This is a genomic window from Epilithonimonas arachidiradicis, from assembly GCF_003610695.1.
In the GTDB taxonomy this organism is placed as follows: domain Bacteria; phylum Bacteroidota; class Bacteroidia; order Flavobacteriales; family Weeksellaceae; genus Epilithonimonas; species Epilithonimonas arachidiradicis.
In genome coordinates this window covers 400,723-414,565 of sequence record NZ_RAQH01000002.1, presented here as the reverse complement: position 1 = coordinate 414,565, position 13,843 = coordinate 400,723, and the positions used below count along the sequence as shown (strand labels likewise).

Genomic DNA, 13,843 nt, shown 5'->3' with positions numbered 1-13,843 from the left:
TAAAAAGTTATTTCCGAAAATTATTTTTGAGCTTTAGAGGGCTCAAAAATTTTTCAGAATAACTTTTTAACTTACACAGTTAGTGAGACGCTACCAAGAAATAAAACAATACATCACTTATTACAACAACGACAGAATACGATTAAATCTAAATGGAAAGAGCCCGGTACAGTACCGAACTCTTTTCTTTAATAATTTTGTTTAATTTTGTCTAAACTTTTGGGTGCAGTCTAATTTTAGGGAGGTTTTTTTATTTGGTTTAAAAGTTTATTTAACACTTTTAACTCTTATCATTCCTTTGTTCTCGTGATACATCATACACATAATTTTGCCGTCTCTTTCCGGACATTTATCCGTGTTGTCATAGACCAAAGATACTTTCTCGCCGTCTTTTTTAGATTCCAGAATTTCGGCATTACAAACCAGGTAATCTTCATTTTCTGCAACTCTTAGATATGTTCCTGTACAGTCTCTTACGATTGTTCCTGTTTGCAATCTGTCGTGAACTGTGGCGCAGGAGAATAGTAATGCTGAAGAAATTCCTAAAAATAATAGTTGTGATGCTTTTTTCATAGATTTTTATTTGGATTAAAGGTATAAATAAAATCTTAATTCCCTTATTTCTATTTGAAACTACTTTCTAACATTACCTTAACTGTTTGTAATCATAAGTAGTCTTTCCACGATATTCAAATTTTTTTTCACTTAAAATCCTACCATATTGTCTTTTTTCTATTAATGAATCATTTTTATTATAAAAATACTTATCAAGAAATTCAACATACTCATTCGGATGTCCAGAGTTCGTAAAGGAAGTATCTCTTTTACTGATTAATTTATTTTTGGAATTATACTTAAAGTACGTTCTCATTCTTTGATTCTCATTGAAAACCCAATCTTCAATTGATCTATTTCCTTTATCATCATAACTGAATTTAGAATATTTGGAAATCTCTCCATTTTCAAATTCAGTTATTTCAGAAATTTTATCTTTATCATATTTATATTTGATTAAGGATTTTCTAAATGGATAGTCTTTTTGAATTAATTGATTCATTTCATTATATTTAAAAATCTGAATTGTGTCAACATCATTGAATTGATAAGTGATTAATTTTAGATTTTGTTTTTTATCATATAGATATTTATATATTAGAATATTTGTTTTTCCTCCTCTTCTATATACAGATTTTATTTCAGAAAGCTTATTATGACTATTATAAAAGGAAAATTGCAAATTATTTTCATTAATTAATCGATATTGTGAGTCTAAAATTTTATAATATTTCTTTTCAAAATTTAACGAATCTTTTTCATTGAAATCCTTCTCAATTATTTCAAATTCATATTTTTTATTCTCATCAGAAAATCTCAGCAACTTTTGTTCTTCAATATCTCCAGAACAAGAAATGACCAAAAATGAAATTAATAATAATGAAATGTAGTTTAACATAGAATTGTAATTATAAAAACTTAAAAGTAGTACAATTATAAATACCTCGATATAAAATAAAAACGCACCTTAAAATTATGATGCGTTTTTATTTATTTTAATTGGAACTACATTTATTTAATTGAAACTACATCGCTTCCATTTTAAACGTCATACTCTCAATCACTTTCAGAATTGCTTCCACCGTGTCCATTGACGTCAGACAAGGAACGCCGTTTTCTACGGACATTCTTCGGATTTGAAAACCGTCTCTTTCAGATTGTTTTCCTTTTGTAGTCGTATTCACAACGTATTGCACTTTTCCTTTCTGGATCAAATCAATCAGGTTCACATCTTCCTCCCCGATTTTATAACCGATTTTCGTTTGGATTCCTTTTTCTTCGAAGTATTTAGCCGTTCCTTCCGTTGCCCAGATTCTGAAACCTGCGTTATTGAAACGTTTTGCCAATTCAGAAGCTTCCTCTTTGTCTGCATCCGCCACTGTGAAAAGAATGGCTCCGAAAGTAGGAACTTTTCTTCCGGCACCGATTAAGCCTTTGTACAAAGCTTTTTCCAGCGTCAAATCTTTCCCCATCACTTCTCCTGTCGATTTCATTTCTGGTCCGAGAGAGATGTCCACTTTTGTCAATTTACTGAAAGAAAAAACCGGAACTTTCACATAAACACCTTCTTTGTTCGGAACCAATCCGGATTGATAACCTAAATCTTTCAATGACGATCCGAGAATTGCTTTGGTTGCCAGGTTTGCCATCGGAACATCCGTTATTTTCGATAAGAAAGGAACGGTTCTGGACGAACGCGGATTCACTTCGATAACGAAAACTTCGCCGTTAGAAATCACGTATTGAATATTCATTAATCCAATGACATTCAAACCTTTTGCTAATCTTATCGTATAATCTTCTAATGTTTTGATTTGAGTTTCCGTCAAAGTTTGAGGCGGATAAACTGCAATCGAATCTCCGGAATGAACACCTGCCCTTTCGATATGTTCCATAATTCCCGGAATCACTACGGTTTCGCCGTCAGAAATCGCATCCACTTCCACTTCTTTTCCGGTCAGGTAACGGTCAATCAAAACAGGATGTTCCGGACTGGCATCCACCGCATTTTCCATATAATGAGCGAGTTCATTCTCGTTATAAACGATTTCCATAGCACGACCTCCCAAAACATAACTCGGACGAACCAAAACAGGATATCCGATTTCATTAGCAATCACAATTGCTTCTTCTTTTGAAGTCGAAGTTTTTCCAAGCGGTTGCGGAATTCCTAAATCCTGAAGTGCTTTTTCAAATTTATCTCTGTTCTCTGCTCTGTCCAAATCTTCAAGAGAAGTTCCCAAAATCTGAACGCCGTGAGCAGCCAATTTATCTGCCAGATTAATCGCTGTCTGTCCTCCAAACTGAACCACAACGCCTTTTGGTTTTTCAAGTTCGATGATGTTCATCACATCTTCTTCTGCCAAAGGTTCGAAGTATAATTTATCAGAAATCGAGAAATCTGTGGAAACGGTTTCCGGATTGGAGTTGATGATAATCGCCTCGTAACCCATCTGCTGAATCGCCCAAACCGAATGTACGGTTGCATAGTCAAACTCAACTCCTTGACCAATTCTGATTGGACCAGAACCAAGAACTATGATTTTTTCTTTTTCAGAAACTACACTTTCATTCTCCTCTTCGTAAGTTCCATAGAAATAAGGTGTTTCCGATTCGAATTCGGCAGCACAAGTGTCCACCATTTTGTAAACCGGCATTATTCCGTTATCTTTTCGGAATTGGAAAACTTCTTTTTGAGTCGTTTCCCAAAGATGGGCGATATTCAAATCTGCGAAACCTAATTTCTTAGCTTCGAGAAGAATTTCTTTATCGAATTTATTTTCTTTGATTGTCGTTTCGAAGTCAATCAGTTTCTTGATTTTCCAGATGAAGAATTTGTCAATTTTACTCCATTCCACAATTTGTTCCCAATCGTAACCTCTTCTAAGAGCATCACCGATAATGAATAATCTTTCGTCATCACAAACTCGGATTCTTCTTTCGATTTCTTCGGCTGTTAAAACTTCGGCTTGTTTTTTCTTTAATCCTAAATGACGAATTCCTGTTTCCAAAGAACGAATCGCTTTTTGCAAAGACTCTTCGAAGTTCCTTCCGATGGCCATTACTTCGCCCGTCGCTTTCATTTGGGTTGATAATCTTCTGTCAGCCGTTTCGAATTTATCGAAAGGGAATCTTGGGAATTTCGTCACAACATAATCCAAAGCCGGCTCGAAACAAGCGTATGATGTTCCTGTTACTGGATTTTTGATTTCGTCCAATGTTAAACCAACTGCGATTTTCGCCGCAATTTTGGCAATTGGATAACCTGTTGCTTTACTCGCTAAAGCTGACGAACGTGAAACTCTCGGATTCACTTCGATAATATAATAATTGAATGAATGCGGGTCTAATGCCAGCTGAACATTACATCCACCTTCGATTCCTAAAGCTCTGATTATTTTTAGAGAAGCATTTCTCAACAATTGATACTCTCTGTCAGAAAGTGTCTGCGAAGGCGCCACCACAATAGAATCTCCTGTGTGAACACCAACCGGGTCGATGTTTTCCATATTACAAACCACGATGGCGTTGTCGTTGGAATCCCGCATTACCTCATATTCTATTTCTTTGAATCCGGCGATGGATCTTTCAATCAAACATTGTGTTACGGGCGAATGTTTCAATCCTAATTCAGCAATTTCTTTCAGTTCCGTTTCGTTGGAAGCTATTCCCCCGCCTGTTCCGCCCATTGTAAAGGCAGGACGGACAATCACAGGATAACCGATTCTGTCTGCAAAATCCAAAGCGCCTTGAACTGTGGTTACGATGTCAGATTCCGGAACCGGTTCGTTCAATTCTCGCATCAATTCACGGAAAAGGTCTCTGTCTTCTGCCTGATTAATCGCCGAAAGTTTCGTTCCTAAAACTTCTACTTTACATTCTTCAAGAATTCCGGATTTCTGTAATTCAACCGCCATATTCAGTCCGGTTTGTCCACCTAAAGTCGGAAGAAGCGCATCCGGACGTTCTTTACGGATAATTCTGGAAACGAATTCCAAAGAAATCGGTTCAATATAAACTTTGTCGGCAATCTCCACATCCGTCATTATCGTAGCAGGATTGGAATTGATCAAAATCACTTTGTAGCCTTCTTCCTTCAAAGAAAGGCAAGCCTGTGTTCCCGAATAATCAAATTCCGCAGCCTGACCAATAATGATTGGACCTGAGCCGATTACTAAAATGGTTTGTATATCTGTTCTTTTCATTTTTACTTTTATTGTCCAAAATCCAATGATGGAAGTCGGGAGATTTTTATTTTCTTTTTGATTTTGACAGCTTTACAATTGAAACTATCTGCTTCTACTTAACTCTTCTGACTATCTACTTAACTCTTCTGACTGTATACTCAAATCTTCTAATTGTCTATTTAACTCTTCTGACTGTCTACTATACTCTTGTAACTGTCTACTTTGCTTTTGTCACTGCCTACTTAAGACTTATTAGCTTATAGCAGCAAAGTTTTAATTAAATTTATTTCTTAAAATCCTCCATCAAAGTGATGAAATCATCAAAAAGATAATTTGCATCTTCCGGACCTGGACTTGCTTCCGGGTGATATTGAACTGAGAAACAAGGATGAATCTTGTGTTTTACACCTTCGTTGGTTCTATCATTCAGAGCGATGTGAGTTTCTACTAAATCTGTATTTTTCAAAGATTCCTGGTCAATTGCATAACCGTGATTCTGCGAAGTGATAGCAACTTTATTTTTCTCCAAATCCAAAACCGGATGATTTCCTCCTCTGTGTCCGAATTTGAGTTTGTAAGTTTTTGCGCCACAAGCCAATCCAATCAACTGATGACCTAAACAAATTCCAAAAATTGGAACTTTCCCTAACAATTTCTGAATCATTACCAAAGCTTCCGCATTATCTTCCGGGTCGCCAGGACCGTTGGAAAGCATAATTCCATCTGGGTCCATTAATAGAATTTCTTCTGCGGTTGTGTCGTGAGAAACTACGATGATGTCACAATTTCTTTGAGACAATTCGCGGATAATCCCCAATTTGGAACCAAAATCCACCAATACCACTTTGAAACCTCTTCCCGGACTTGCGTAAGATGTTTTTGTTGAAACTTGTTCTACTTGATTTGTTGGGAAATTAGTAGCTTTTAGTTCTTCGATTACTGCTTTTTCATCCACATCTGTATTCACTATTTTTCCTTTCGTAACACCTTTACTTCTTAGGATTCTTGTCAGTCTTCTGGTATCAATTCCTGAAATTCCCGACAAGTTTTTCTTTTTGAACAATTCGTCCAGAGTGATTTGAGTTCTGAAATTGGAGGGCAAATCGCACAATTCCTTCACAATTAGTCCTTTGATTGCTGGTTCAATACTTTCGTAATCATCTCGATTAATTCCGTAATTTCCAATCAAAGGATAAGTCATACAAACGATTTGTCCGCAGTAACTCGGGTCGGAAATCAGTTCCTGATAACCTGTCATTCCTGTGTTGAAAACCACTTCTCCAGCAGTTTCCTGCTCTGCTCCGAATCCTGTTCCGTGAAAAACTTCTCCGGATTCTAATATTAATTTCTTTTTCATTTTTACTTTTTATGTTGGAAGCTGGAGGATGGATATTGAAGTCTTCCATCTCCCTGCTTCTCTCTTCCTTTCTTTTTATCTCAAAAAAAACACGCCCGAAAAGCGTGAATCAATATTTTAATTTTTGGAGTCGATGAATTTGAATCCTCTGTTTTCTAAATCATATTTAAGGATGGCCATTCTCGCAAAAACACCGTTCTGCATTTGCTTAAAGATTCTAGACCTTTCGCATTCAACCAATTCCGAATCAATTTCCACACCTCTGTTGATTGGCGCCGGGTGCATAATGATGGATGTCGGTTTCATTTTCGCTTCTCTTTCTTTTGTCAATCCGAATTTCTTCAAATAATCCTCAGATTTGAAATTGAAATTTCTCTCGTGACGCTCGTGCTGGATTCTCAACAAAATCAAAACATCCACTTCTTTTACAAGGTCATCGAATTGTAAATAAGTTCCGTTAACCAACATTCCTTCATCAAACCAAAATTCTGGTCCTGAGAAATAAACTTTCGCTCCTAATCTTCTGAATAATCCTGCATCAGAATTCGCAACACGGCTGTGTTTCACATCCCCAACGATTCCGATTTTAAGACCTTCGATTTTTCCAAATTCCTGAGTAATCGTCAAAGCGTCCAGAATTGCCTGAGTCGGGTGATGTCCTGTTCCGTCACCAGCGTTTACGATGCTCAGTTTCGTATCTTTCAGCGCATCATAATAACGCGTTTCCGAATGTCTGATGACCGCCACTTCCACACCAATCGCTTCCAGTGTTTTAATGGTGTCCAGCATCGTTTCGCCTTTCGCAATCGAACTTTTATCGGCTTCGAAATCAATCACCTGAAGCCCGAGTTTTTTCTCGGCAACTTCAAAGCTGGTTTTGGTTCTCGTACTGTTTTCGAAAAATAAGTTGGCTGCAAAAACATCGCCAGCAATTTTGCTGATTTTACCTTCCGAAAAAGCCTGAGCTTCTTGTAAAATCTTCTCGATACTGTCTGTAGAAATGCGTGAAAGCTTAATCATATCTCAAATTTTTAAATAAAAAAAACGAAGCCTAAAAGACTTCGTTAAATATAAAAAATATTGTTGTTGTCGGCAAACTTGCCAATTGTTGTTGTCGCTAAATTCTGTACCAGATTCATTGGATGCAAAGATACCAATATTTTCTATATTATGAAATCTTATTCATAATTTTTTATGTTAAATGAATGAACTTCTGCTCTAAAATTTTTACAATCAAAAATTTTCTTTACATTTGAAAGAATGATTTGCCATTATGGGATTGGATAAAAAAGACAAATTAATACTTTCGCTTCTACAAGAGGATTCTACGTTATCTGTAAAAGAAATTTCCGAAAAAATCGGACTAACTTTTACACCAACTTACGAACGCATCAAAAACCTTGAAAAACAAGGCGTTGTAGAAAAATACGTTGCAATTTTGAACCGAGAAAAACTCGGCATCAACATCGTGGTTTATTGTAATATCCGCCTGAAAGAGCAATCTCAAAAAACCTTGAAGGAATTCGAAGATTATATTTCCAAATACGATGAAGTACAGGAAATTATCAGCCTTTCCGGCGAATATGATTATATGTTGAAGATTCTTGCGAACGACATCAATTCTTATAATACTTTCACGGTAAACGTGATTTCAAACGGACCTCACATTGGACAATATCACAGTTCTATTGTTCTAGCCGAAGTTAAAAAGACGACTAAATTTAAGCTGGATTAATTTTTTTTAAACGAAAAGTCGCAAAAGGTTTTATCCATAATCTTCAAAGTCGCAAAGAATAAATCTTCGATTTATTTGATTTGACGACGTTAAAATTTTACGCCTTTAAAACAGTTTAATTGTCTAATCGCTGTGCCTTTGCGATAAATCTAACCCAACAATTTATCTCTGACTTTATTGAATTGATATTCAATTTCGTCGAGACAAAGGTTTCCTAAACTGCCTTGGTGAGAATGATTCAGCTCTTTGTAATCGTATTCGAAAAGGTCGTTTTCAATTTCCTGACCGATTTGGATATAAGCGTCACGGAATGATTTTCCGTTCTTCACTTCTTCGTTGATTTTTTCTACACTGAAGATGTATTTATATTTTTCATCGTCTAGAATATTGTCCTTCACTTCTATATTCGGAAGTGTGTAAATCAAAATTTCGAGACATTCTTTTAAAGAATCGATTGCAGGAAAAAGGATTTCTTTTGTCAATTGCAAATCTCTGTGATAACCAGATGGCAGATTGTTTGTCACCAAAATCAATTCGTTTGGCAATCCTTGAATTCTATTACATCTTGCTCTTACCAATTCAAAAATATCAGGATTTTTTTTGTGAGGCATTATACTGCTTCCCGTTGTAAATTCTTTAGGAAAACTGATAAAATCGAAGTTCTGACTTAAGTAAAGACAAACATCGTAAGAAAACTTACTTAAAGTTCCTGCCAAAACCGACAATGAATTAGCTAATAATTTTTCAGATTTTCCACGTGTCATCTGAGCATAAACTACATTATAATTCAGTGTTCTGAAATCTAATTTATAGGTTGTGCTTTCTCTGTCAATAGGGAAAGATGAACCGTAACCGGCGGCCGAACCGAGTGGATTTTTATTAATGATATTCTTCGTTGCAAACAGCAATTCCAAATCGTCTACCAAAGATTCTGCATACGCACCAAACCACAAACCAAAAGACGAAGGCATCGCCACCTGCAAATGCGTATAGCCAGGCAAAAAAACATTCTTATGTTGAGTGGCTTTATTTTTCAGTATTTGAAAGAATGAATCCGTCAGTTCTGTAATCTCTCTGATTTCATCTAACAGATAAAGTTTAATATCTGTAAGAACCTGGTCATTTCTTGACCTTGCTGTATGAATTTTCTTTCCTGTTTCGCCAAGCTTTTCGATGAGAATCGATTCGATTTGTGAATGGATATCTTCTGCCGATTTATCAATTTCGAAGCTTCCTTTTTCGATGTCGATAAGAACTTCTTCCAAAACCGCAACGATATCCTGCTCTTCATCCAAACGAATCAAACCAACTTCCGCCAGCATTTTTGCATGAGCAATAGAGCCCAACACATCGTATTTTGCTAATCTGTCGTCAAAGTCTAAGTCTTTGCCAACCGTAAATTGGTTAACCAAATCATTGGTTTTGGTATTATCTTTTTGCCAAATTTTTTTCATTTTTTTAATATTTTGAACGCAAAGAGCGCAAAGTTTTTTATTTTAATCTGATGTTTTTAAGTTCGCAAAGACGCTTACACTCACCAAAGACTTAATTTTAAATTTCTTTTGTCATTACAGTTTTGTTTGATTCCTACGGAATGACAATCTTTATGATTATAATACTCTTTCGTTTGGATACCGAATCCGCAGCCCGACTTGAGCGGAAATCCTTTTTTGCCAACCTTAAAGTTCTATTCAAACTGAAATCGTCTTGCAAAAAAGATTGGGAGCGGAAGGCGGATTAAGCTGCCCAAACCTTTAAAATTATTTTATAAAACTTTCTCTAATATTTTGATGTAAATATCGATGCCTTCGCGGATTTCATCGATATAAACAAACTCGTCCGCTGTATGAGAACGCAGACTGTCGCCAACGCCCAACTTGACCGACGTGCACGGAATAATCGCCTGGTCGGAAGATGTCGGCGAACCATAAGTTGTCCTTCCCAAAGCTAATCCAGCCTGAACAAACGGATGATTGACCTCAATTTTTGAAGAATTGAGACGGAATGACCTAGGTGTGAGTTTCGATTTCATCTGGGACTGGATGATTTCGAAAACTTCCCGGTTCGTGTATTCGTCTGTCACACGCACGTCCAAAGTGAAATTACATTTTTCCGGAACTACGTTATGCTGAGTTCCCGCATTGATAACCGACAAAGTCACTTTGACTTCACCCAGATAATCCGAAATTTTTGGAAATTTGAAGTTCAAAATATTCTGCAAATCCTGCATACATTTCACAATCGCATTGTCATTGTTCGGATGTGCTGCGTGAGAAGGTGTTCCAGTCATTTCCCCTTCAATCACCAATAAACCTTTTTCAGCGATAGCAAGATTCATTTTGGTTGGTTCGCCTACGACTGCTAATTCCACATTCGGGAGTTGTGGGAACAAGGCTTCGATACCGTCCAGACCAGAGATTTCTTCTTCAGCCGTTAAAGCAATTACCAAGTTATGAGTCAAATCTTCGGCTTCATAAAAATAGAGAAACGTCTGCGCCATCGCCACCAAAGATGCGCCTGCATCATTGCTTCCTAAACCAAACAACTTCCCATCTTTCTCCACAGGAATGAACGGGTCCAAAGTATAAGCTTTGTTCGGTTTTACCGTGTCGTGATGAGTATTGAGAAGAATCGAAGGTTTGCCTGCATCAAAAAATTTATTGGTTGCCCAAATGTTATTTTTGAATCGGTTAACTGTAATCTGATGCTCATTGAAAAATCCTTCTATAATGAGCGAAACGTTATATTCGTCTCGGCTCATAGACGGCGTTGCGATGAGTTTTTTCAGTAATTTGACTGCGTTTTCCGTTAATTCTTCTCTGCTAAAGACAGATTTCAGTTCCTTCATTTCCTAGTTTTATTTGGTCTGATAATTTTTCTTCTTTGATTAAAGCCACTTTCTGAACACCATTTTCTTTGGCCTTGAAAGCATTCTCTAATTTTGGTAAAATCCCTTTGTGTAGCTTTCCTTGGGATTTTAATTCAGAAAATTCTTGTTTGTTGATTGTTTTCAAATTCGAATTTTCATCCTCAATATTTTCCAAAACCCCATTTTTATCGAAACAGAACAGTAATTCTGTATCGAAATATTTTGATAAAGCCTGAGCGATAGTTCCGGCAATCGTGTCTGCATTGGTGTTGAACAGATTTCCTTTTTTATCGTGAGTGATTGCAGAAAACACCGGAACCAGACCCAGATTTATTATATTAATAATCAATTCGTGATTGATACTTTTTTCATTGATGTCGCCAACAAATCCAAAATCAATTTCCGGATGTTGTCTTCTTTCGGCTTTGATGACGTTACCGTCTGCACCAGAAAATCCAATCGCATTGCAATCGAAACTTTGCAGTTTTGCCACGATGTTTTTGTTGATTCTTCCCGCATAAACCATCGTTACGACTTTCAAAGTTTTCTTATTCGTGATTCTTCGTCCGTCAATCATTGTTTGCCTTATTTTTAACTTTTCAGCTAAAGTTTCAGCAATTTTTCCACCGCCGTGAATCAGGATTTTAGCGCCTTTGATTTTTGAAAATTGTTCAAGGAAAGCCTTCAATGATTTTTTGTCATCGATAAGAGTTCCGCCAATTTTTATGATATATAGTTTTTGCATTTTTTTTAACGCAAAGAGCGCAAAGGTTTTTATTAATTATTGAAAATATTTTAAGGTTCGCAAAGGCGCTTACGCTCAGCAAATATTTATTCTAATTTTTATTTAATTCGTCTAAAATTTCACTGAAAACCGCTTGTGCAGAAAATATTCTGTTTTTAGCCTGCTGATAAATGACTGAGTTTTCGCCATCCATTACTTCATCGCTCAGTTCCAGATTTCTACGAACCGGCAGACAATGCATAACTTTCGCTTGATTGGTTAATTCTAATTTTTCATTCGTCAACATCCAATTATCTTCAACTTCCAGCACTTTTGCATAATCATCAAACGAAGACCAATTTTTCACATAAACAAAATCCGCATCTTTCAACGCTTCGTCCTGATTGTGAATCACTTTTGTACCTTTCGTGAAATTTTTATCCAAATCGTAACCTTCCGGATTGGTAATCACAAAATCAACATCCATCTGCTGCATCCACTCGGTAAACGAATTTGCGACCGCCTGCGCAATCGGTTTGATGTGAGGCGCCCAGGTCAAAACGACTTTTGGTTTTCTATTTTCTGTCCAATTTTCGGTGATTGTGATGCAATCTGCCAAACTTTGCAACGGATGTCGAGTTGCGGACTCAAGAGAAACGACAGGAACTTTAGCGTGTTTCAGAAATTGACTAAGAATACTTTCATTCACATCATCTTCTTTGTTTTTCATTCCCGCAAAACATCTCACGGCAATGATATCGTAATACTGATTCAGAACTTCTATCGCATCTTTGATGTGTTCGATTGTGTCGCCGTTCATTACGGTTCCGTCAGCAAATTCCAGATTCCAAGCTTCCTGAGCAGAGTTGAGAACCAGGACATTCAGTCCCAAATTCTGAGCGGCGATTTGTGAACTTAATCTTGTTCTGAGACTTGAATTGAGAAAAACCAAACCAATCGTTTTTCCTTTTCCTTTGGTTGGATTTTCTAATGGATTTTTTTTTATTTTTAGAGCTTTTGCAATGATTTCCTGCAAATTATCTATATCGTAAACCGAAGTGAAATTTTTCATTTTATTTAATTTTATCGCAAAGGCGCTAATTATTTTGTGTAATTCAACTTTTATAAGTCGCAAATTTTAATGCACGATTTTTGCGACTTTTCAACATTATAATTATTGATTTCTTGTGCCTTTGCGTTATTTAAATTCTATAATTTCTTTTTTCGCATCAATAGATTTCAAGGTTTTTTCTAAAGCATTGATGAACAAATCGGATTCTTTTTCCGAAATGTTAAGCGCCGGTAAAATCCGCAGAACATTCTTGTCATTGGCATTGCCCGTGAAAATAAAATGCTCAAACAGCAATGCTTTCCTGACATCTGCACAAGCTTGGTCGAGCTCAATTCCAATCATCAGACCGCGCCTTTTGATGTTTTTGATATGAGGAAAATGTTTGATTTTTTCTTCGATATAAGCTCCTATTTTTTCTGAATTTTGGATTAAATTTTCTTTTTCAATGACTTCTAAAACCGCTAAACCAGCGACGCAAGCCAAATGATTTCCTCCAAAAGTGGTCCCCAATAATCCGTAACTCGCTTCGAATTTTGGACTAATTAAAACTCCACCAATCGGAAAACCATTTCCCATTCCTTTTGCAACTGTAATCAAGTCAGGTTTGATGTCAAATTCTTGATGCGCAAAGAATTTCCCGGAACGTCCGTAACCTGACTGAACCTCGTCCAAAATCAAAATCGAATTGTTTTCTTTGCACAATTTTTCAATCTTTAAAATGAAATCTTCCGTCAATAAATTGATTCCACCAACACCTTGGATTCCTTCTACAATCACAGCAGAAATTTCGTTTTGATTTTCTGCAAAAATCTTCTCCAATTCTTCTGAATTATTGAATTCACATTTGATAAAATTCTCAGATTCGTTGACTGGCGCAACAATTTTTGTATTGTCTGTTACGGCAACTGCGGCAGAAGTTCGTCCGTGAAAAGCTTCTGAGAAATAAACCACTTTCTTTTTCCCGTTATGAAATGAAGCCAGCTTCAAAGCATTTTCATTCGCTTCCGCTCCGGAATTGCATAAGAACAACGAGTAATCTTCGTACCCAGACAATAATCCCAATTTCTCAGCCAGTTCTTGCTGAATCTTGTTCTCCACAGAATTGGAATAAAAACTGATTTTCTCCAATTGATTTTTCAACCTTTCAACATAATGCGGATGATTATGACCAATGGAAATCACAGCGTGACCGCCATAAAAATCGAGATATTGCTGACCGTTTTCGTCCCAGAGAAAAGAACCTTGGGCTTTTACTGGATTGATGTTGAAGAGTGGATATACGTTGAATAAATTCATTTTACTTTTTATTTTTAACGCAAAGAGCGCAAAGATTTTTTTTAATTT

At 36.4% G+C, this 13,843-nt stretch carries 12 protein-coding genes; 2 read left to right on the top strand and 10 right to left on the bottom strand.

Features of this window, described 5'->3' with window-relative positions; all coding sequences use genetic code 11:
• The first annotated feature begins 82 nt into the window (after positions 1–82).
• Positions 83–205 carry an IS3 family transposase gene (locus tag BXY58_RS05815; RefSeq protein ID WP_120212872.1) on the top strand — a complete coding sequence of 41 codons (123 nt, stop codon included), beginning with the start codon at positions 83–85 and terminating at the stop codon, positions 203–205.
• A 62-nt stretch (positions 206–267) separates the two neighbouring features.
• Here the strand turns inward: BXY58_RS05815 and BXY58_RS05810 are convergent, their stop codons facing one another.
• The 5 genes from BXY58_RS05810 to BXY58_RS05790 form a co-directional block, all read right to left on the bottom strand.
• Positions 268–573: a hypothetical protein gene (locus BXY58_RS05810; protein WP_120212871.1), complete on the bottom strand. Its 306-nt coding sequence runs from the start codon at positions 571–573 to the stop codon at positions 268–270.
• 73 nt (positions 574–646) lie between these two features.
• Complete coding sequence (locus tag BXY58_RS05805) at positions 647–1,453, bottom strand: hypothetical protein (RefSeq protein WP_120212870.1); 807 nt, start codon at positions 1,451–1,453, stop codon at positions 647–649.
• Positions 1,454–1,580: 127 nt separating this feature from the next.
• Positions 1,581–4,760 (bottom strand): carbamoyl-phosphate synthase large subunit, encoded by a 3,180-nt coding sequence (carB, locus tag BXY58_RS05800; RefSeq protein ID WP_120212869.1) that lies wholly within the window; start codon positions 4,758–4,760, stop codon positions 1,581–1,583.
• 265 nt (positions 4,761–5,025) lie between these two features.
• The gene (locus BXY58_RS05795) at positions 5,026–6,099 is read right to left on the bottom strand and encodes a carbamoyl phosphate synthase small subunit (protein WP_120212868.1); all 1,074 of its coding nucleotides are present in this window, start codon (positions 6,097–6,099) and stop codon (positions 5,026–5,028) included.
• Between the two features lie 117 nt (positions 6,100–6,216).
• A complete protein-coding gene (locus BXY58_RS05790) occupies positions 6,217–7,119 on the bottom strand; it encodes an aspartate carbamoyltransferase catalytic subunit (RefSeq protein ID WP_120212867.1) in 903 nt (300 codons plus the stop codon).
• A gap of 253 nt (positions 7,120–7,372) precedes the next feature.
• Here BXY58_RS05790 and BXY58_RS05785 point away from each other — a divergent pair, with 253 nt between their 5' ends.
• A complete protein-coding gene (locus BXY58_RS05785) occupies positions 7,373–7,834 on the top strand; it encodes an Lrp/AsnC family transcriptional regulator (RefSeq protein ID WP_170144200.1) in 462 nt (153 codons plus the stop codon).
• A 149-nt stretch (positions 7,835–7,983) separates the two neighbouring features.
• Here BXY58_RS05785 and argH read toward each other — a convergent pair whose 3' ends face one another.
• The 5 genes from argH to BXY58_RS05760 all read right to left on the bottom strand — a co-directional run bounded on the left by argH (position 7,984) and on the right by BXY58_RS05760 (position 13,795).
• Entirely contained in the window at positions 7,984–9,288 is a 1,305-nt protein-coding gene (gene argH, locus BXY58_RS05780) for an argininosuccinate lyase (protein WP_120212866.1), read from the bottom strand.
• A gap of 311 nt (positions 9,289–9,599) precedes the next feature.
• Positions 9,600–10,682 carry a M20 family metallo-hydrolase gene (locus tag BXY58_RS05775; protein ID WP_120212865.1) on the bottom strand — a complete coding sequence of 361 codons (1,083 nt, stop codon included), beginning with the start codon at positions 10,680–10,682 and terminating at the stop codon, positions 9,600–9,602.
• Positions 10,657–11,448, bottom strand: coding sequence for an acetylglutamate kinase (gene argB / locus BXY58_RS05770; RefSeq protein ID WP_120212864.1), 792 nt, complete (start codon positions 11,446–11,448; stop codon positions 10,657–10,659). Before argB ends, BXY58_RS05775 begins: the two co-directional genes overlap by 26 nt.
• Before the next feature lie 91 nt (positions 11,449–11,539).
• Positions 11,540–12,499: an N-acetylornithine carbamoyltransferase gene (locus tag BXY58_RS05765; RefSeq protein ID WP_120212863.1), complete on the bottom strand. Its 960-nt coding sequence runs from the start codon at positions 12,497–12,499 to the stop codon at positions 11,540–11,542.
• A gap of 126 nt (positions 12,500–12,625) precedes the next feature.
• A complete protein-coding gene (locus BXY58_RS05760; RefSeq protein ID WP_120212862.1) occupies positions 12,626–13,795 on the bottom strand; it encodes an aspartate aminotransferase family protein in 1,170 nt (389 codons plus the stop codon).
• Positions 13,796–13,843: the final 48 nt, after the last annotated feature.